At 73.7% G+C, this 19,602-nt stretch carries 16 protein-coding genes; 5 read left to right on the top strand and 11 right to left on the bottom strand.

The window, feature by feature from the left end; translation table 11 throughout:
* The first annotated feature begins 71 nt into the window (after positions 1 to 71).
* Positions 72 to 1,415 carry a lipase family protein gene (locus tag P3T37_RS25560; RefSeq protein ID WP_280726193.1) on the top strand — a complete coding sequence of 448 codons (1,344 nt, stop codon included), beginning with the start codon at positions 72 to 74 and terminating at the stop codon, positions 1,413 to 1,415.
* Here the strand turns inward: P3T37_RS25560 and P3T37_RS25555 are convergent.
* From P3T37_RS25555 to P3T37_RS25540, 4 genes are all read right to left on the bottom strand, one after another.
* Positions 1,405 to 2,556, bottom strand: coding sequence for a multicopper oxidase domain-containing protein (locus P3T37_RS25555; protein ID WP_280726192.1), 1,152 nt, complete (start codon positions 2,554 to 2,556; stop codon positions 1,405 to 1,407). The two genes, P3T37_RS25560 and P3T37_RS25555, sit on opposite strands and share 11 nt — an antisense overlap.
* Positions 2,557 to 2,719: 163 nt before the next feature.
* On the bottom strand, positions 2,720 to 4,450 hold the full coding sequence (locus tag P3T37_RS25550; RefSeq protein ID WP_280726191.1) for an alpha/beta hydrolase: 1,731 nt from the start codon (positions 4,448 to 4,450) through the stop codon (positions 2,720 to 2,722).
* Complete coding sequence (locus P3T37_RS25545; protein WP_280726190.1) at positions 4,450 to 4,842, bottom strand: hypothetical protein; 393 nt, start codon at positions 4,840 to 4,842, stop codon at positions 4,450 to 4,452. The genes P3T37_RS25550 and P3T37_RS25545 overlap by 1 nt, the downstream gene beginning before the upstream one ends.
* Before the next feature lie 106 nt (positions 4,843 to 4,948).
* On the bottom strand, positions 4,949 to 6,136 hold the full coding sequence (locus tag P3T37_RS25540; protein WP_280726189.1) for an MFS transporter: 1,188 nt from the start codon (positions 6,134 to 6,136) through the stop codon (positions 4,949 to 4,951).
* Positions 6,137 to 6,215: 79 nt separating this feature from the next.
* Between P3T37_RS25540 and P3T37_RS25535 the strand changes: the two genes are divergently transcribed.
* Complete coding sequence (locus tag P3T37_RS25535) at positions 6,216 to 6,800, top strand: CGNR zinc finger domain-containing protein (RefSeq protein WP_280726188.1); 585 nt, start codon at positions 6,216 to 6,218, stop codon at positions 6,798 to 6,800.
* Here P3T37_RS25535 and P3T37_RS25530 read toward each other — a convergent pair.
* The 3 genes from P3T37_RS25530 to P3T37_RS25520 are packed head-to-tail and all read right to left on the bottom strand — an operon-like array spanning position 6,797 to position 9,762.
* Positions 6,797 to 7,594, bottom strand: a complete 798-nt coding sequence (locus P3T37_RS25530; protein ID WP_280726187.1) for a maleylpyruvate isomerase family mycothiol-dependent enzyme — start codon at positions 7,592 to 7,594, stop codon at positions 6,797 to 6,799. The two genes, P3T37_RS25535 and P3T37_RS25530, sit on opposite strands and share 4 nt — an antisense overlap.
* A 21-nt stretch (positions 7,595 to 7,615) precedes the next feature.
* Positions 7,616 to 9,169: a glycerol-3-phosphate dehydrogenase/oxidase gene (locus P3T37_RS25525; protein ID WP_280726186.1), complete on the bottom strand. Its 1,554-nt coding sequence runs from the start codon at positions 9,167 to 9,169 to the stop codon at positions 7,616 to 7,618.
* Positions 9,166 to 9,762, bottom strand: coding sequence for a helix-turn-helix domain-containing protein (locus P3T37_RS25520; protein ID WP_280726185.1), 597 nt, complete (start codon positions 9,760 to 9,762; stop codon positions 9,166 to 9,168). The genes P3T37_RS25525 and P3T37_RS25520 overlap by 4 nt, the downstream gene beginning before the upstream one ends.
* A gap of 80 nt (positions 9,763 to 9,842) precedes the next feature.
* Between P3T37_RS25520 and P3T37_RS25515 the strand changes: the two genes are divergently transcribed.
* Both P3T37_RS25515 and P3T37_RS25510 read left to right on the top strand, forming a co-directional pair.
* On the top strand, positions 9,843 to 11,423 hold the full coding sequence (locus P3T37_RS25515) for an FAD-binding oxidoreductase (RefSeq protein ID WP_280726230.1): 1,581 nt from the start codon (positions 9,843 to 9,845) through the stop codon (positions 11,421 to 11,423).
* Complete coding sequence (locus P3T37_RS25510; protein WP_280726184.1) at positions 11,420 to 12,340, top strand: diacylglycerol kinase; 921 nt, start codon at positions 11,420 to 11,422, stop codon at positions 12,338 to 12,340. Before P3T37_RS25515 ends, P3T37_RS25510 begins: the two co-directional genes overlap by 4 nt.
* A gap of 210 nt (positions 12,341 to 12,550) precedes the next feature.
* Here P3T37_RS25510 and P3T37_RS25505 read toward each other — a convergent pair whose 3' ends face one another.
* Positions 12,551 to 13,684, bottom strand: coding sequence for a hypothetical protein (locus tag P3T37_RS25505; RefSeq protein WP_280726183.1), 1,134 nt, complete (start codon positions 13,682 to 13,684; stop codon positions 12,551 to 12,553).
* 140 nt (positions 13,685 to 13,824) lie between these two features.
* Between P3T37_RS25505 and P3T37_RS25500 the strand changes: the two genes are divergently transcribed.
* Positions 13,825 to 14,949, top strand: coding sequence for a beta-propeller fold lactonase family protein (locus P3T37_RS25500; protein WP_280726182.1), 1,125 nt, complete (start codon positions 13,825 to 13,827; stop codon positions 14,947 to 14,949).
* 21 nt (positions 14,950 to 14,970) lie between these two features.
* On the opposite strand, the gene zwf is transcribed toward P3T37_RS25500, so the two are convergent.
* The 3 genes from zwf to P3T37_RS25485 form a co-directional block, all read right to left on the bottom strand.
* Positions 14,971 to 16,434: a glucose-6-phosphate dehydrogenase gene (gene zwf, locus P3T37_RS25495; RefSeq protein ID WP_280726181.1), complete on the bottom strand. Its 1,464-nt coding sequence runs from the start codon at positions 16,432 to 16,434 to the stop codon at positions 14,971 to 14,973.
* 72 nt (positions 16,435 to 16,506) lie between these two features.
* Positions 16,507 to 17,424 (bottom strand): DMT family transporter, encoded by a 918-nt coding sequence (locus P3T37_RS25490; protein WP_280726180.1) that lies wholly within the window; start codon positions 17,422 to 17,424, stop codon positions 16,507 to 16,509.
* A gap of 103 nt (positions 17,425 to 17,527) precedes the next feature.
* Positions 17,528 to 19,600, bottom strand: coding sequence for an ABC transporter ATP-binding protein (locus P3T37_RS25485; RefSeq protein WP_280726179.1), 2,073 nt, complete (start codon positions 19,598 to 19,600; stop codon positions 17,528 to 17,530).
* Positions 19,601 to 19,602: the final 2 nt, after the last annotated feature.

The raw sequence follows: 19,602 nt of genomic DNA, 5'->3' as shown, positions 1-19,602 counted from the left end.
CGGGCGCTTTACTCGTTGGTAACTTAATCCGCAGTCAGGAGTAACACCTGCCTTACGACTTCGGGGGAGCCATGTACAGAAGATCCGCTCGACGCCTGGCCATCGTCGCCGTCACGGCCGTGGCGCTGGCCGCCGCCGTTCCGGGCGCCTGGGCCGCGACGGCAGGCAGCACCGCGGCCGACTCCTTCGGCACCTACAGCGGGAGCGCGCCGCTGTCCTCGTTCGCACCCGGCACCGTGCTCAGGACGCGCACCCTGCCGTACCACATCGAGGGCATCGCCACCCCGGTCACCGCGATCCAGCTGCTCTACCGCACCACCGACGCCCAGGGACGACCGGCGGCGAACGTGACCTCGGTGGTGCGCAGCATCACGGGCAGCAGCACGAAGGCCGTCTCCTACCAGTCGTTCTACGACTCGCTGAACCCTGCGGACGAACCGTCCCGGGCCATCGCCGGGAACGTGACGCTGGGCGGCACGATCGCCAACTTCGAGTCCGCCGCCCTCTCGGCGCTGCTGCTGCAAGGTGACAACCTCGTCATCCCGGACACCGAGGGCCAGTCGGCGGACTTCGCGGCCGGACCCGAGTACGCCTTCAACACCCTGGACTCGATCCGGGCCGCGACCAACTCCCCGCTGACCGGCCTGAACGGCGCGACGAAGTTCGGCCTGATGGGCTACTCCGGCGGCTCCATCGCCACCGACTGGGCGGCGGCCCTCGCCCCGAGCTACGCGCCCGACGTCAACAGGAAGCTCGTCGGCTTCGCCGAGGGCGGGGTGCTCGTCGACCCGGCGCACAACCTGAACTACGTCAACGGCTCGCTGGTCTGGTCCGGCGTCATCCCCATGTCGATCATCGGGGTCTCCCGCTCGTACGGGATCGATCTGACGCCGTACCTGAACAGCTACGGCGTCCAGATCTACAACCGGCTGCAGAACGGCTCGCTCCTCGACGCACTGGGCCACTACCCCGGCCTGACCTGGCAGCAGATCGCGAAGCCCCAGTACGCGAACCCGGACTCGGCGACCGCGTTCGTCGAGGCGGTGAACAAGATCAACCTGGGCTCGGCCCCCACCCCGACCGTCCCCGGCTACATCGCCCAGGGTGTCGGCGGCGTGCTGGAGGGGACCTTCGGTGACCCGCCCGGCATCGGCACCGGCGACGGCGTCATGGTCGCCGGCGACGTGCGGGCACTGGCCGACCAGTACTGCGCCACCGGCGACAGCGCGATCAGCTACGACCAGTACAACCTGCTCAGCCACGTCGGAACGGCGCCGGTCTGGGCGCTGAAGGCGGCGTCCTGGCTGGGCGACCGGTTCGCCGGCAAGCCGGCTCCCTCCGACTGCGGACACATCCCGGCGGGCAACTCGCTCGCGCCGGAGCGCACGGTTCCCCCGGCCGGGGTCAGGGGGTGACCCGGTAGCGGCCGACCATGCCGCCCATCATGTGGTGGGTGACGTGGCAGTGGTAGATCCAGTCTCCCGGGTTGTCCTCGGTGTACTCGACGGTGAGCGTGGTGGAGGGCGCGATGATCTGCGAGTCCACCCACCCCTGGAAGCCCTGGTTGCTGCGCCAGCGGTGGCCGTGCAGGTGGAAGACGTGCGTCTCGTTGCCGAGCGCGGCGATCCGCCAGCGCACCCGCTCGCCGGCCTTCGCCGTGAAGGTCGGCGTGTTGTCCACGAACGCGCCGCCGTTGAACATGTTGAGGTTCTGCGCCAGGGAGGGGACGTCGCCGGGCGAGGCGTCGTGGCAGAACAGCACGAACTCCCGGTCCACCGGCGGCGTGTGCTGGTCGGTCACGGCGATGATGCCGAACATGCCGAGCTCCGCACCGATCTCCATCACGTCGGGCCTGGGCCGGGAGGAGGCCGCGCCGGGCACCGGGATCGACTGCGGCACCGAGTGGTCGTGGTACGGCCAGGTGCCCGCCGAGCTGGGCCGGCAGCACCAGGTGTAGGTGTAGCTCGCCCCGAACGGCACGGCGGTTCCCGGCCGGTCCGGCTCGTCGGCCAGCCAGCCGCCGTCGTTGTCGCGGTCGTACCCGACCCCGTGCGGGTGCAGGCTGTGCGGCCAGCGGTAGTGGTCGTCGTTGTTGCGGAAGTGCACCCGGATGGTGTCGCCCACCTGGGCGCGCAGCACCGGTCCCGGGATCCCGGTGTTGGGACCGATGCCCTGCGGCCCGAGGTCCGGTGCGAGCGGGGCCGCCCAGTCGGCGCTGTAGGCGCGCAGGCCGATCGCCCAGAAGGTGGTCTGCGCGGCGGTGAAGCGCATCCCCGTCATGCCGTCGTAGCCGTTGGGCACGGCGTTGTGCTCGAACGACTCCGCCTGCAGCCAGTACTCGCGGACGGTGCCGCTGGGCTGGAAGTCCTCGACCGCGAACGGGTCGAGGGGTCGCGGCGCCGGCGTCGGCGGGGCGGGCTGGGCCTGGGCCGTCGTCGGGGCCCCGAGCTGCGCCGAGACCGCCAGTCCGGCCAGGGCGCCGCCGCCCAGCAGGGTGCGTAGTACGGTTCGGCGGCCGTCCTCGCGGTTCTCGGCACGCGCCGGTTCGACTGGCATGGCGTCCTCTCGGTCACTGGATCAGGTGACGGCGGCTCGGTCGTTGACCAACCCGCTCGCGGGGACACTAATCGGACTTAGCGGACAATCGGCGGCTACCACTCGGGAGTGTCGCCCAGTCGGCGGCGGTTGGGTGTGCCGATCACAGCCGGACGTAGCTGCGTCAGCGGGGTGGCTGGGGCTGGACGCTCTGGGGGTGGCCGGCGACGATGAGGCCGATGTTGTGCAGGGAGTTGCCGCCGCTGTCGTCCAGGTAGTTGGAGTGGGAGGCGAAGCCGGGCGGGCCGTCGGCGACGTCGAAGCGGTGGGCGCCGAAGTCGGCGCTCGCCGGGTCCGGGCCGAACCAGAGCCGGTGGCTGTCGCCGCGCGCGAACAGGGTGTCCCCGAGCCAGCCGCCGACGGCCGCTCCGAACGGGCCGCCCAGGCCCGCGCCGGTCACCGCGCCGCGGGCGTCGGCTCGTACGCGGTCGCCGGCGGGCAGGTGGCTGACCGGGTCGTTCTCGGCGGCGCCGACCCACACGCGGTCGGCGGGGAGGCCCAGTTGGGAGGCGTTGCGGGCCTCGACGCCGGGGCTCCCGATCAGCACGAGGTCGTCGGCGCCGGTGCCGCCCGGCTGCCGGCCGGCCAGGCCCACGGTCAGTGAGCCGTAGCTGTGCCCGATGGCGGTGAGGTGGGCGGGCGGGCCGGTGCGGGTGGCGCGCAGTCCGGCCATGAAGCGGTCGTAGGAGCGGGCGCCGCGCACCGCGCGCTCCGGGCTCAGCACGTCCGCCGGGGCCGGATCGCCGGGCGAGAGCCGGTCCAGGCCCGGCGGCGGGTCGTAGCCGAGCCACACCATCGACGCCGTCGTGCGGGACCGGTCGACCCGCTGGGCGGCCTTCCAGACGTTGAGCGCCCGGTCGCCGTCCTTGCCGCCGACGCTGCCGAGCTCGGTCCCGACGCCGGGGACGTAGGCGCTGACGTCGGTGGCGGTGTCCGGGTCGCCGAAGGAGAGGACGGCCCGCCCCTGGCCCTCGTCCGCGAGGCCGTACAGGAGGTCCGGCGGCCACTGGCCGGCGTCCCGGTCCAGCCGGTCCTGGATCGCTTGGAAGCCGGCGAGCCTGGCCTGTTCGTCCTCGCCGAGCTGCCGCCCGCCGTACGCGGCGAGGAGCTGCTGGAGGGTGCTGCGGTTGGCCTGGTCGCGGGCGAGTGCGGGAACGCCGTCGAGATTGCCGACCAGCTCCGGGCAGCGCTGGACGAGGAGTTGCCGCGCGTCCGGGGGCAGCGCGCGCCACCAGGCGTTGACCGCGACCGGGTCGGCGCTGGCCGGCGGCAGGGTCGCGACGAGCAGGGTCCTGGCGGCGGCCGCGTCGGTGCGCGCGGTGCGGACGCTCAGGCCGCTGCCGTCCGTGCCGTGCTCGGCCAGGCGGTCCAGCTGGGCGGCGAGCTGCCGGTCGGCGCGGTCCGCGTCGTGCAGGGCCTGGGCGATCCGGGTGCTGAGGCTGCGCAGGGCGGCCGCCCGCTCGGCGCTGACCGAGCGGTCGCGGCGCTCGCGCGGATCGGGGTCGGGGGCGGTGACCGTGCCGTCGGCGGCCACCGTGCAGTGGGCCGCGCTCGCCTCGGCCAGGGCCTGTACGAGGGTTGCCCGCGCGCTGCGGAACTCGGCGGCGGCCTCCCGCAGCAGTGTGCCAGCTGCAAGCAACTCGCTCTGGGCCGCATCCAGTTGGGAGCGCTGGACGGCCAGCACGGCCTGCGCCTGGGCGGCCGCGTCGCCGGTCCAGCAGTTGGCCGCGTCGGTGTGGATGTCCGAGACGGCGGCCAGGTGGCGGGCGAGGCTGCGGGCGAGGGTGTCGTAGGCGGCGCCGGTGTCGGTGAGCGGGTCGGGGTCGGCGTCCTGGAGCTGCCGCAGACTGATCATCAGAAGACCGGACGGTAGGGCGTGGTGACCGTGCCGCGGGTTCTGGCTGCTCTGCTCGCGGCGTCGGCGGCCAGCAGCTCGGTCATCCCCTGGGTGACAGCGGCGTTCGCGTCGCGGTAGCCGGCGGCGGTGCTGACCAGCCGGCCGCCCTTGTCGTCCAGCTCGGCGGCGAGCGCCTTGAGCCGCTCGGTCCAGGCCGCGGTGCAGCGGTCGAGGGCGGCCGCGGTCCGCCAGCCGCCCAGTGCGGCGCTCGCCGCGTCCGAGGGCCGGTACAGGGCGGGGAGTTCGTTCGGGAGGGCCTGCCCGACGCATCGCAGGGCCCGGCCGTTGGCCTGGAGCAGCTCGGGATCCACCGAGAAGTGGCGTGCGGGGGGTGCGGAGGGCGCTGTCACCGTCCGCAAGCTACCCGCCGCGCGCTTCGCGCTTCGTGCCGCAGAATCGATCCGGCGCGGCCGGTGCGGGGCGCGACCCCTCGAACGGGTGACAAGGGCTGCCGCGTCAGCTCTGCTTCACGACGGCCCGGGCGACCAGGGGTTGGCCGACGGCCAGGGCCAGGCAGGCGGCTGCCGTGGCGGACCACAGGAGGGTGGGGCCCCAGTACTGGAGGAGCTGGGTGCCCAGGATCGGCGCGGCGACCGCGGCGATGCCCCAACTGACGCCGTAGACGGCCAGATAGCGGCCGGTGCCGCCGGGTGGGGCGAGGTCCGCGACGAGCGCGTAGGCACGTCCCATGATCAGCAGGTCGCCCAGGCTCCACACGATCGTGGTGGCCGCGGCCGCGGTCAGGGTGTGCGCCACGGCGTAGCCGGCCACGCCGGCCGCCAGCAGGGTGTAGCCGAGGCCGAGTGCGGCCGGCGCGGAGAGCGCGGCGAGGCGTTCGAGGCGGAGGAGGGGCTGGGCGGCGATGATGGTGGCGGCCGAGACGGTGAAGAGCACTCCGGCGTCCGTGGGGGCCAGGCCGCCCAGCGTCAGGGTGAGCGGGAGTTCGGTCATGATCTGCAGGTAGATCAGGGCGAACAGGGTGCCGCCGGCGAGCACCAGCAGCAGGGCGCGGTCGCGCCAGGGGCTGATCGCGGTGGGCTGGTCCGATGAGGCCTGCGGGAGGACGGTTCGGCGCGGATCCCTGGGCAGCGCCAGCTGGATGAGGCCCGCGCAGAGCAGGCAGCTGAGCGCGTCGGCGACGAAGAGCCAGCGCAGGTCCCAGCGGCCCAGCGCGGCTGCGACCAGTCCGGCGCCCATGCCACCGGCGGCCAGGGCGGCGTTGAACAGACTGTAGGCGCGCACTCGTTCGGACGGTCCCACCGCGTCGGCGATGATGGCCTGACTCGCGGGTTCGTAGAGCTCGAAGGCGAGGCCCAGCAGCACCGCGAAGACACTGACCTGGGTCAGCGACTGGGCCTGGGCGATGGCGAGTTGGGCGATGGCGCAGCCCGTCAGACCGAGCACGATGGTGCGACGGCGGCCGAGGCGGTCGGCGAGCCGGCCGCCGACCAGGCGCGAGGGGATGGTGGCGACCCCGAAGGCGGCGCAGACCAGGCCGGCCGTCGCGATGCTCGCCCCGAAGTCGGCGTGGACCAGGACGGCGAGGAACGAGAGGGAGAACGCCCCGAGCCGGTTGATCGTCCGGGCGGCGAGCAGCAGCCACACGGTGCGGGGCAGGGGGGCGCCGCGTGCGATGAGGCCCATGGCCGTCCTTGTCGTCGTCACTGGCGAATCGGGTAATGTCAGTGACGAAACGGTAGGGCCGAGAGGAGTAACTGGTCAAGTGCTATTCGACAGTCACATGGCGGTCCTGCTCGATGCGGGCGTCTCGTTGGTCAACGCCCTGACCGACGGGGAGGCGCGCGGCAGGCCGTACACCGCCCCGCGCGGTGCGGACCTGTGCGCGGCCGTCGACGCCGCACTGCCCGGCGGTACGGCGTCCGGTCCCCGCGCGATCGAGCCGGGGCAGGCCGCCGCTCTCGCCCGGACGGCACAGGAGTTGCGGCGGGTGTTCGAGGCCGTGAGCGCCGATCGCATCGACGACGCCGTGGTGGCGCTGAACCCGCTGCTGCGCTCGAGCGGGGCCCGTCCGCAGTTGGACCGGGCCGCGGGCGAGCCCTGGCAGGTCCACTTCCACGGCGCGGACGACTCCCTGGCGGTGGGGTGGAGCGCGGGGTGCGCGACCGGCCTGGCGATGGTGATCGGCGGGGACCTCGCCGGTCGCCTCGGCGTCTGCCAGGGCACCCGGTGCGACCGCGTCTACGTCGACACCTCGCGCAACGCCGCCCGGCAGTTCTGCTCGACGGCCTGTCAGAACCGCGCCAAGGCCGCCGCCTTCCGCACCCGCCGGGCTCAGGAGAGCGGTTAGATGGGCGGAACGAGGGCGAAGTAACGGTCGAGGACGGCCTGCTCGCCGGTGACCGTGAGGCGGTCGGCCGGGATCCGCTGCCAGAGGAAGAGCGTCAGGTCCGAGGCGCTACCGGCGAGTTCGACGTCGCCGGGCCCGTCGGGGGTGCGGGTGAGGCGGACGTCGGCGCCGTCGAAGTGCACCGACCAGCGGCCGGGGCCGTCGGTCTGCCGGAACCCGAAGCGTTCGCCCGCGCCGGGCGGGGAGGGGATCCAGGATCGCCGGGCCGGTGCCATCACCTCGAAGGTCTGGGTGACGGCGTCCACCGCGAGCTCGGCGTCGATCGGGCCGGCGGTGCCGAGTGCGTTCTCGACGTCCCAGCGGTGCAGGGCCGCCTCGATGCTCTGCATGCGGGGCCAGAACCCGGTGGTCTGCTCGGGCCCGAAGGTCCAGACCGGCTCGTTGGGACCGCACCGGACGAACTGCTCCTCCAGCGCGCGGGCCCCCTCGGCGAACCAGTCGGTGAGCTGCGCCGCCACCGGTGCGCGGTTGGGTGCCTGCTCCGGGGCCGGCCAGTCGGCCAGGTCCGCGGGCAGGTCGAAGGTGCTGAGGTCGCCCGCGTCCGGCGGCGTCATGAGCCGTTCCCCGATGAGCCGGTGCAGGAAGCGGTGCACCCCGCCCAGGTGGACGACCAGGTCGGAGACCGACCAGCCCGGACAGGACGGGATCAGGGGCGCTTCGTCGGCGTCGGCTGCCTGCCGAACCGCGGCCTCGAACGCCAGGATCTCGCGACGGAAATGCGCAACGTAGTCCATGAGCCCCACTCTGCCACGAGGTCAGGAGGGCTGGTGCTCGGCGGCGATGGCCTCCACTGCGGCGCGGGCGTGTTCGGCGTCGGCCGGGACCAGGCCGAGGCGGGTGCGGCGGTCCAGGATGTCGCCGGCGTCGAGGGCGCCCTCGTGGGTGAGCGCGTACTCCACCTCGGCGCGGGTGACGTCCAGGCCCTCGGCGATCGGGTCCAGCGGATGGGCGGTGCGGGCCGCGGCGAGGACGGTGGCGGCGGCGCCGCCGTGGCGGGCGAGCAGCGAGGCAGGCAGGGCGGTCGCCGGAGCCGGCCGGCTCTCGGGGTGGCCGGGTGCGCCGACCAGCGGGAGGTCGCGGGTCCGGCAGGGGCCGGCGGTCAGGCCGCGGGCGCGCAGCGCGGCGTCGACGGTGTCCTCGGCCATCGCCCGATAGGTGGTCAACTTGCCACCCACCACGGTGATCACGCCGGAGGGCGACTCGCGGACGGCGTGCCGGCGCGAGAGGTCGGCGGTCTCGCCGCCGCCGGCGTCGATCAGCGGGCGCAGCCCGGCGAAGGCGCCGCGGACGTCGGCGCGGGTCAGCTCGCGGCGCAGCGCGGTGTTGATGGTGGCGAGCAGGAAGTCGATCTCGCCGTCGGTGGGGACCGGCTCGTCCGGGATCGGGCCGGGGGCGTCCTCGTCGGTGAGGCCGAGCACGACCCGTCCCAGCTGCTGGGGCAGCGCGAAGACGAACCGGCTGGTCGAGCCGGGGACGGGGACGGTCAGCGCCGCCTGCGGACGGCCGAGGGCGGCGGCGTCGAAGACCAGGTGGGTGCCGCGGCTGGGGCGCAGGCGGATCGAGTCGTCCACCTCGCCGGCCCAGACCCCGGCGGCGTTGACGACGGCGCGGGCCGTCACGCTCAGCGTCTGCCCGGTGAGCGTGTCGGTCAGCTGCGCCGAGCTGCCGGTGACCCGCTCGGCCCGGACCCGGGTCAGCACGCTCGCGCCGTACTGCGCGGCGGTCCGCGCTATCGCGACCACCAGCCGTGCGTCGTCCACGAGTTGGCCGTCGTGGGCGACCAGGGCGCCGCGCAGGCCCTGGGTGCGGACGGCCGGGGTGAGCGCGGCGGCCTCGGCCGCGCCGACTCGGCGGGCCCGGGGCAGGACGGCCGCCGGGGTCCGGGCGCTGAGCCGCAGCGCGTCGCCGGCCAGGAAGCCGGTGTGCACCAGGGCGGCCTGAGCCCGGCTCACCGAGGGCAGCAGCGGGACGAGTTGGGGCAGCGCGCGGATCAGGTGGGGGGCGGTGCGGGTCATCAGGATGCCGCGCTCCACGGCGCTCTCCCGGGCCACCCCGACCCGCCCGGAGGCGAGGTAGCGCAGGCCGCCGTGGACCAGCTTGGAACTCCAGCGGCTCGTTCCGAAGGCGAGGTCGCGCGACTCGACCAGCACGGTCCGCAGCCCGCGCGAGGCCGCGTCCAGGGCCACGCCGGCGCCGGTGACGCCGCCGCCGATGACGAGCACGTCGATCGCGGCGCCGTCGGCGAGCGCGTCGAACTCCTCGGCACGGCGCCGGGAGTCGAGGACGGTGGTGCCGGCGTGACGGGTCATGGGGTGAGGTATCCGTTCAGTGCGGTGGCCAGTTCGCGGCGCCAGGCCGCTTCGGGGAGCAGCTGGGCGACCATCCGGTGCGACTGGACGGTGGACTGGGCGATGAGCAGCACCATGGTGGCCAGCTCGGTCGGCTCGCCGGGGCGGATCGAGCCGTGCCGCTGGCCGAGTTCGACGGCCTCGCGCAGTGCGTCGAGCAGGCCGCGCTGGCTGGTGCCGAGCCGTTCCACCACGTATTCGAGCAGGACGTCCGCGTCGGAGCGCAGCAGTGCGCCGAGCACGGCGTGGTCGCGTACCCGGATCGCGACCTCCACGACCCAGGCGACCACCGACTCGCGGTCGTCGCCGGCGCGGACGACCTGCGCCTGGGTGGCGTGGATCTCCCGGGTGAGCAGGGCGCCGATCACCGCGCGGACGTCCGGCCAGCGGCGGTAGACCGTGGGGCGGCTGACCCCGGCCCGGCGGGCGATCTCGGCCAGCTGGGTGCGGCGCAGGCCCGCGTGGACGACCAGCTCGGCGGCCGCGTCGAGGATCGCGTCGTCCACGCTGCGGGCGGCGGCCGGGTCGGCTTGGACTGCGTGGCTACTTGACATGATGTGGAACACTGTAACGCATGCCCTCAGACACGCACCCCACAGCCGCCCCGGCGGCGGCCAAGCTGCCGCTCCCGCCGATGAGTTGGGACGCCTGGGGTGACCCGGCGCTCGCCAAGCCGCTCTCCGACGACATCAGGGCGCTGCTGGAGCAGCTGCTCGGGGTGTCGGCCGCGGACGGCAGCGCACCGACCGCCGACGAGGTGGTGCTGCGCCCCTCCGCGCTGCCCGAGCAGGACCTGAGCGCGCTCGCCGCGATCGTCGGCGAGTGGAACGTGAGCGCGGCGGACGCCGACCGGCTGCCCCGCGCCGGCGGCAAGTCCACCCCCGACCTGCTGCGCCGGCGCAGCCGCGAGCCGCAGGACGCGCCCGACGCCGTCGTCCTGCCGGGGACCGAGGAGGAGATCGCCGCGGTCCTCGCGCACTGCTCCCGGCGCCGGATCGCGGTCGTCCCGTTCGGCGGCGGCACCAGCGTGGTCGGCGGGGTCGACCCGATCCGCGGCGCGTTCACCGCCGTCCTCTCGCTGGACCTGCGCCGCTTCGACGCGCTGCTCGACCTGGACGAGGTCTCCGGCGAGGCCGTCCTCGGTGCGGGGCTGACCGGCCCGCAGGCCGAGCAGCTGCTCGCGGCCCGCGGCTTCGAACTCGGCCACTACCCGCAGAGCTTCCGCTACGCGACCATCGGCGGCTTCGCGGCCACCCGCTCCTCCGGCCAGAACTCCGCCGGGCACGGCCGCTTCGACGACATGGTCCGCGGCCTGCGGGTGGTCACCCCCGCCGGCGCGCTCGACCTCGGCCGCGCGCCCGCCTCGGCGGCCGGTCCGGACCTGCGCCAGCTGTTCATCGGCTCCGAGGGGACGCTGGGCGTGATCACCGCGGTGCGGCTGCGGGTCCACCCGCTGCCCGCCGTCAAGGTCCACGAGGCCTGGAGCTTCCCCGACTTCGCGACCGGCGCCGCCGCGCTGCGCGCCGTCGAGCAGCAGGGCACCGGGCCCACCGTGCTGCGGCTCTCCGACGAGATCGAGACCGGCGTCAACCTGGCGATGGCGGAGAAGATCGGCGGCGACCAGGTCGCCGCCGGCTGCCTGGCGGTCACCGTCTTCGAGGGCACCGAGGAGCAGACCGCCGCCCGCCACGAGCGGACCCGCGCGGTGCTGCTGGCGGCCGGCGGCACCTCGCTGGGGGCGGAGCCGGCCCGCGCCTGGGAGCACGGCCGCTTCAACGCGCCCTACCTGCGTGACGCGCTGCTGGACTGCGGCGCGCTGTGCGAGACGCTGGAGACCGCCACCGACTGGTCGAACCTGGACGCGCTGAAGACGGCGGTGACCTCCGCACTGCAGAGCACGTTGCAGGAGGGCGGCAGCAGCTCGCTGGTGATGTGCCACATCTCGCACGTCTACCCGACCGGCGCCTCGCTCTACTTCACCGTCCTCGGCGCCCAGCAGGGCGACCCGATCACGCAGTGGGCGGCGGCCAAGACGGCGGCCTGCGACGCGATCATGGCGGCCGGCGGCACCATCACCCACCACCACGCGGTCGGCGCCGACCACCGCCCCTGGATGTCCCAGGAGATCGGCGACCTCGGCGTGAGCATCCTGCGCGCGGTCAAGGACGCGGTGGACCCGGCCGGGATCCTCAACCCCGGCAAGCTGATCCCGTGACCGCCGCGCCGGTCCGGCGGCCGATCGCGTCCGTCGTGCTGCTGAGCAACCCGGCCGCCGGCAGCGGCCATGCCGACCGGGCCGCCGCCCGCGCCGCCGCCCGGCTGCGCGAGCGCGGCGTCCAGGTCCAGGCGGTGGCCGGCAGTGACCCGCAGGACGCCGCCCGGCTGGCGCGCGAGGCCGTCGACAACGGCGTGGACGCGCTGGTGGTGGCCGGCGGCGACGGCATGATCGCGCTCGCCCTCCAGGCGCTGACCGGCACCGATGTCGCGCTCGGCGTGATACCCGCCGGCACCGGCAACGACCACGCCCGCGAGTACGGCCTGCCGCTGAAGAACCCGGAGGCGGCGGCCGACGTGATCGCCGACGGCCAGGTGCTGACGGTGGACGTCGGCCGGATCGACGCCGCCGACGGCAGCACCCGCTACTTCGGCTCGGTGCTCGCCGCCGGCTTCGACTCGCTGGTCAGCGACCGCGCCAACCGGCTGACCTGGCCGCGCGGGCGGATGCGCTACAACCTCGCCATGCTGGTCGAGTTGGCGGGCCTGCGCCCGCTGCCGTTCCGCCTGGTGCTGGCGGACGGGACGGTCGTCGAGGAGCCGCTGACCCTCGCCGCGGTCGGCAACACCCGCAGCTACGGCGGCGGGATGGCGATCTGCCCGGGCGCCGACCACGCGGACGGGCTGCTGGACCTCACCCTGGTGCGCGCGATGCCCCGGCGCACGCTGGTGCGGTTCTTCCCGACCGTCTTCCGCGGCACCCACGTGCGGCGCTCCGAGGTCGCGACCTACCGCACCGCCTCGCTGCGGATCGAGTCCGCGGGCATCAACGCCTACGCGGACGGCGACTGCGCCGGGCCGCTGCCGGCCGACGTCCGGGTCCTGCCGGGGGCGCTGGGGATCCTCGTTCCGGCCTGAGTCCCGAAACGCCGCCCGTAGCGTTGTGTGGCATGTCCGTGACGGGAAACCCGCTGGTCAAAGCCCTTCTCAGCGCTCCGGCGCCGGGCTAGCATTCCGGACACGGCGGCCCCCACCACCCCGAGAGCGGGGCCGCCGGCCAACCTCCGCACGCCCGAGCGCTTCGGCCGCACCCCCCACCGGGGGGTGCGGCCGAAGGCTGCGCGGCGACTAGTTGTGGAGCAGGTTGAGCGTGTTGGCGGTGGGCGCGTCGTCCACGAAGTAGACCGCGCGCTCGTCGGGGGCCACGGCCAGGCCGAAGAGGTTGCCGGCGCCGGGCGGGGTGCCGGTGGAGTCGAGGGTGCGCACCGCGATCTGGTGGCCGGCGGGGGTGGTCTCCACCAGGTTGCCGTCGCCGGCGTTGACGGTGAGGATGTCGCCGTCCGGCGCGACCGCCAGGCCGAGCGGGCTGTTCAGGCTGTTGTCGCAGCTGACCTCCCGTCCGGTGCCGGCCGAGTGGGAGCGGTGCAGGGCGTCGGGGATCGCGGTGATCCGGTTGCCCACGGTGTCGGCCACGTAGAGCGTGCCCTCGCGGGAGAGCCCGACGCCGGTCGGCCCGACCACCAGGGCGGCCGGGTCGGTGTGCTCGCCGAAGCCGGAGCCGATCTCGGTGGTCGACTCCAGACGCGGCGGCTGGTCGTCGTGGCCCCGGGAGAGCCGCAGGCGCAGCACCGTCCCCTCGTTCACGACGCTCCCGCCGCCGGCCACCGTGTCGTTGAGCACGTTGGTGACGAAGAGGTCGCTGCCGTGCTCGTCACTGGCCGCGGTCATGTCCCACGGGCCGTTGATGCCGTTGCCGGACAGCGTCTCGCGGACCGTGCCGTGGCTGTCCAGCACCAGCAGGCAGCCGGCCTGCGCGGTGGCGGACGTCCCGTCCGAGGTGGGCAGGCTGCCGACCACCACCCAGCCGCCGGGCAGCACGGAGAGCGCGGTGGTCAGGCCGACGCCGCCCGGGCACGGGCCGGGGAGGTGGGCCGGGTCGATCTGCGCGAACTGGTGCACGGTGCCGTTGCGGGCGATCTGCATCAGGGTGGTGCCGGTGCCCTGCTGGTTCTGCGCGTTGTTGAAGTTGCTGACCAGTACCTCGCCCTTGTGCAGGTCGCCGATGCTCTCCGGGACCACTGCGGTGCCGTACGGGTTCTGGTCGCCGTTCGACGGCACGGTGGACGCGATCGTGGAGACCGTGTTCAGCGGGCCGACGAAGGGCCCGCGGGCGTGCGCTGAGGGGGCGCAGGCCAGGCCCGCCGAGAGGGTGACGGCCAGTGAGGCGGTGGTGGCGAGGGTCGTGCTGAGTCGTCTTCTCATACTCTGCTTCCTCCTGGTGGGGCTCGAACATTTGGGACATACCGTCCTATACATTGACATCCAGGCGCAGCGATCTGACGCAGCCACAGCGCGTCGTGTCCGCGCCGGTTCCCTCTCATCGCCCCAGGAGGCCGCTCCCCGTGCAGACACTCACCCGACTCGGAATCGTCGCCGCGACCGCGCTCGCGACGACCGCCGCCCTCGCCCCGGCGGCGGGCGCCGCCGATCACCACGGCGCCCGGCACGCCGTGTTCGTCCAGACCGACAACCCCGCGGGCAACCGGATCATCGCCTATCACCGAGGGGACGACGGGCGGTTGACCGCCGCCGGCAGCTACGACACCGGCGGCCTCGGCGGCGTGCTGGACGGCTCGGTCGTCGACCACCTGGCCTCGCAGGGGTCGCTGACCTACGACGCCCGCCATGCGCTGCTGTACGCGGTGAACGCCGGCAGCGACACCGTCACCGTCTTCTCGGTCGACGGCGAGCACCTGATGAAGCGTCAGGTCATCGGCTCCGGCGGCCGGTTCCCGGTCAGCGTCGCCGTGCACGAGGACACCGTCTACGTGCTGAACGCGCTGGACGGCGGCTCGATCCAGGGCTTCACCGTCCACGACCGCCGGCTGAGCCCGCGCACCGACTGGAACCGCTGCCTGGGCCTGGACCCGAACGCCACACCGCAGTTCACCAACACCCCGGGCCAGGTCGGGTTCGCCGCGGACGGCTCGCAGCTGGTCGTGACCACCAAGGCCAACGGCAACAGCCTGCTGGTCTTCGCGCTCGACCACGAGGGCGCACCCGCGGACGCCCCGGTGGTCACCGTGCAGCCCGGAGCGGTGCCCTTCGGCTTCGTCCAGCACGGCCCGCACCTGCTGGTCACCCAGGCCGGACCGAACGCGGTCGCGACGGTGATGGTCAACCCGGACGGCACCGCCACCCAGTCGGGCGCCGCGCTCACCGGCCAGGCGGCCACCTGCTGGGACACCCTGATCGGACGCACCGTCTACGCCTCCAACGCGGGCAGCGGGACGGTCAGCGGCTTCCGGATCGGCGACCGCGGCGTGCTTGAGCCGCTGGGGAACACCGCAACCCACCCGGGCACCGTCGACTCCGCGGCCTCCGAGGACGGCCGCTTCCTCTATGTCCAGACCGGCGCGGCCGGAATCGTTGACGAGTTCCAGGTCAACGCCGACGGTTCGCTCACCGCGCTGGACTCGGTGACCGTGCCCGACGCGGTCGGCGGCGAGGGCATCGTCGCGTTCTGACGAGCGCAGCCCCCCGGACGGCTACCCCTGGTGGCCGTCCGGGAGGTACCAGTGGTGCGGGGCGATCTGGTCGCGGATCGCCTCGGGGCCCCAACTTCCTTGCGGGTAGGGCTGGACGGGCGGTGGGTTGTCGAGCAGCGGGGCGGAGATCTCCCACAGGCGCTCGATCCCGTCGGAGCGGGTGAACAGCGACTGGTTGCCGAGCATCGCGTCCAGCAGCAGTCGTTCGTAGCCCTCCAGGCCGTGCCGGCTGCGGAAGGAGTCGGCGTAGCGGAAGGTCATCTCGGCGGCGCCCAGGTCCATGGCGGGGCCGGGCTCCTTGGCCAGGAAGCGGACGCTGATCCAGCCGGGGTCGTCGAAGTCGATCACCAGGGCGTTGCGCCGCTGGGCGTGCGGGCCGACCAGGGAGTTGGGGAACATCCGCAGCGGCGGCTTGCGGAAGTGCAGCGTGACGACCTGGCGGCGCTGGCCCATCGACTTCCCCGACCGCAGGTGGAAGGGGACTCCGGCCCAGCGCCAGTTGTCGACCATGGCGCGCAGCGCGACGAAGGTCTCGGTCTGCGACGCCGGGTCGACGCCGGGCTCCTGGCGGTAGCCGGTGTACTGCCCGCGCACCACCTGGGCGATGTCGATCGGTTCGAGAGCCTCGAAGACCTTCGCGGTCTCGTCGCGCAGCGGCTTGGCGGCGAGCGAGGTCGGCGGTTCCATCGCGACGAAGCCGAGCAGCTGGAACAGGTGGGTGACGATCATGTCCCGGTAGGTGCCGGTCTGTTCGAAGAACTGCGCGCGCCCCTCGATCCCGATCGTCTCGGGGACGTCGATCTGAACGTGGCTGATGTGATAGCGGTTCCAGACCGGTTCGAAGAGCCCGTTGGCGAAGCGCAGCGCCAGGATGTTGTCCACCGACTCCTTGCCGAGGAAGTGGTCGATCCGAAAGACCCGGTCCTCCCCGAAGACGGCGTGCACCGCGTTGTTGAGCGCCCGGGCCGAGGCCAGGTCGGTACCGAACGGCTTCTCGACGATCACCCGGGCGCGCTCGGCGAGCCCGCTGTCGCCGAGCATCGCGATCACCGAGCGGAAGGCGTCCGGCGGCACCGCCAGGTGGCAGAGCCGCCGCGGCTCGCCCCCCAGCGCCTGTTCGGCGTGCCGGACGGCGTCCAGCAGCGGCCGCGGGTCCTCGGGGTCGGCGGCGCCGAAGCTCAGCGCGGCCTCGAAAGCGTGCCAGGCCGTGCCGTCCGGCGCGCTGAGGCCGAACTCCTGCACCGCCTGGCGGGCGTGCCGGCGGAACTCCTCGTCGGTCAGCGCGAACTGCGCCGGCGCCGAGCCGACGATCCGGTAGCGGGCGGGCAGCAGGCCGGCCCGGGCGAGGTGGAACAGCCCGGGCAGCAGCTTGCGGCGGGCGAGGTCACCGGTCGCGCCGAACAGGACGATCACATGGTCGTCGGGACGGGCGTCTGCGGCCGGGCGTGCGTTGTCGTCGGACATGGTGGCTGCCTGGCCCTTCCGCCGTTCGGCCCCGCCCTCCCATCGTGCGGTACCTGCCGGCAGCCCGCGCGCTCAGTGGTTGTTGGCCGGCTGCGGCCGCGCCGCCTCGGCCTGCGGATCCGGCGCGGTCAGCTCGTGGGCCAGTGGGGAGCGGCTGAGCAGCACCAGACCGGCCAGGATCAGGCCCGCGCCGGCCAGCTCCACCGCGGCCCACCAGCCGCCGCGGATCCGCTCGCCGTACAGGACCACGCCCAGCGCGATGCTGGTGCCGGCGTCGCCCAGGGTCAGCGCGGGCTGGGAGAAGACCAGCGACCCGGACTGCAACGCGTTCTGCAGCAGGAACAGCGCCGCCACGCCCACCGCGGCGAAGCCGTACGTCTGCCAGGCGGTGAAGAATCCGGCCGCGCCGTCCGCCTCCCAGCGCAGCGCCGAGGTCTTGAGCAGCGCCGCGGTCAGCGCGTAGCAGACCGCCGCGGCCATCCCCAGGCTCGCCGCCCGGACGGCTCCGGGCCCGCGCGCCGCCGCGAGGGCGGTGAGCGCGGCCGCCGTCGACAGGCAGCAGACCAGCACCAGCAGCCAGCGGCCGGCCGGCACCGCGTCGGCGGCGTGGCCCTCGCTCGGCGAGGCGGCCCAGAGCGCGACCCCCAGGCCTGCGGTGATGCAGGCCGTCGCCCGCCACACCTCGGAGGGCAGCCTGCGGTGCAGGATCACCCCGGCGAGCAGCAGCGCCGCCGGGAGCTCCAGCACGAAGACCGGCTGCACCACCGAGAGCGGTCCGTTGGCCAGCGCCAGCGCCTGGAAGCAGGCCGCCGCGCCGACCGCCGCGATGCCGGCCAGCCAGACCCGCTGGTGTACCAGCCGGGTGATCAGGCTCCACCGCAGACCGTCGGCGTCCGGCACCCGGCGGGCGGCCTTGCGCTGGAGCACGGTCGCCAGCGCGTTGCTGAGGGTGGTCAGCAGGGCGAACAGCACAGCCGCCACGGTGTTCACGGGCCACCTCCCGGTGCAGAAGTCTTGAGCCTGTCACCGATCATCCTGGCCCGTGTTCCGGCCGCCGACACCTCGCGGCGGCCGGAACACGCGTACCCGTGCGTCACACCAGGGCCGGCGCCACCTCCTGGGCGGCCGCCGCGGCGGGCCGCAGCGGCAGGTGGCAGGCCGCGAGGTGGTTGTCGGGACCGTACGGCGCGAGCTTGGGCTCGACCCTGGCGCAGATCTCCTGCGCGGCCGGGCAGCGGGTGCGGAACCGGCAGCCGGAGGGCGGGTCGATCGCGGAGGGCAGTTCCCCGGCGATGCCCTGGCTGCTCTTGGCCGCCTCCACCGCCGGGTCGGCCACCGGGATGGTGTCGAGCAGGCCGCGGGTGTAGTGGTGCACCGGGTTGGCGTACACCGACTCCGCCGGGCCGATCTCCACCAGCTTGCCCAGGTACATCACGCCGATCCGGTCGGACAGGTACCGGATCACCGACAGGTCGTGCGAGATGAACAGGTACGACAGGCCGAGCTCGCCCTGAAGGTCCCGCATCAGGTTCAGCACCTGCGACTGGATCGACACGTCCAGCGCCGAGACCGGCTCGTCCGCGACGATCAGCTTGGGCCGCAGCGCGAGCGCGCGGGCGAGCCCGACGCGTTGGCGCTGCCCGCCGGAGAACTCGTGCGGATAGCGGTCCAGGGCGCTGAGCGGCAGGCCGACCAGGTCGAAGATCTCCCTGATCCGCCGGTCGCGCTCGGCCGGGCTGTCGACCCGGTGGATGTCCAGCGGCTCGCGCATCACCGAGCGCACCATCATGCGCGGGTTCATCGCCGCGTACGAGTCCTGGAACATCAGCTGGACGTCGCGGCGCAGGTGCCGGCGTTCGGCCCGCGGGGCCTGCGCCAGGTCCCTGTCCTGGAAGAGCAGGCTGCCGCCGGTGGGTTTCTCCAGGCCGACGATGAGCTTGCCGACGGTGGTCTTGCCGCAGCCGGACTCGCCGACCAGGCCGACAGTCTCGCCCTGGTGCACCGTCAGGGACACGTCCGCCACCGCGCTGACCGAGCCGACGTTGCGGCGCAGCACCAGGCCGGCGGTCACCGGGTAGTCCTTGACCAGGCCCTCGATGCGCAGCAGCGGCTCGGTCAGCGTGCTGTCGCGCGATACGCGGACCCGCTCGGTGGCCACGGCCGTCGCGGCGACGGGGGCCGCCTCGGTGCGGTAGACGGGCTCGCCGACCGGCAGGAAGCAGGCGAAGCGGTGCTCCTCGACCGTCCCGGCCAGCGGCGGCTCGGACGTCCGGCACTCGTCGGTGGCGTAGCGGCAGCGCGCGGCGAACCGGCAGCCGGCCGGCGGCTTCGTCAGGTCCGGCGGCAGGCCGGGGATCGAGTAGAGCCGTTCCCCGGACTCGGCGCTGCGCTCGGGCAGCGACGCGAACAGCGCCTCGGTGTACGGGTGCCGCGGGTTGGCGAAGAGCGCCCTGGTGCTGGTGGTCTCCACGACCTTGCCCGCGTACATGACGGCGATCTTGTCCGCCCGGCCCGCGATCACGCCCAGGTCGTGGGTGACCAGGATGACCGCCATCCCGAGCTGCTGCTTCAGGTTGTCGATCAGCTCCAGGATCTGCTTCTGGATGGTGACGTCCAGCGCGGTCGTGGGCTCGTCGGCGATGAGCAGCTTCGGCTCGTTGGCCAGCGCCATGGCGATCATGGCGCGCTGGCGCATGCCGCCGGACAGCTCGTGCGGGTAGACCAGCGCGCGCTGTTTCGGACTGGGCATGCCGACCAGCGACAGCGCCTCGACGGCGCGTTCGTGCGCCTCCTTCTTGGAGGCCCCGCGGTGGATCCGCACCGACTCGGAGATCTGCCGGCCGATGGTCATCGTCGGGTTGAGCGACGTGGTCGGGTCCTGGAAGATCATGCCGATGTCGTTGCCGCGGACCGAGTCCATCTCCTCGGGGCTCAGCGAGAGCAGGTCGCGGCCGTCCAGCCGGATCTGCCCGCCCACCACCGTGCCGCCGTTGGGCAGCAGTTGCATGATCGACATCGCGGTCATGGTCTTGCCGCAGCCGGACTCGCCCACGATGCCGAGGGTTTCCCCCGCATCGACGCTGAGGTTGATGCCGTCCAACGCGTGGACGACCGAGCGCTTCAACCGGATCTCGGTGCGCAGGCCGATTACTTCTAGCAGTGCCACGG

This window comes from Kitasatospora sp. MAA4 (genome assembly GCF_029893355.1).
Taxonomy (GTDB): domain Bacteria; phylum Actinomycetota; class Actinomycetes; order Streptomycetales; family Streptomycetaceae; genus Kitasatospora.
Note: the sequence above shows the minus strand (reverse complement) of the source record. Positions and strands in the feature narration are given on the sequence as shown.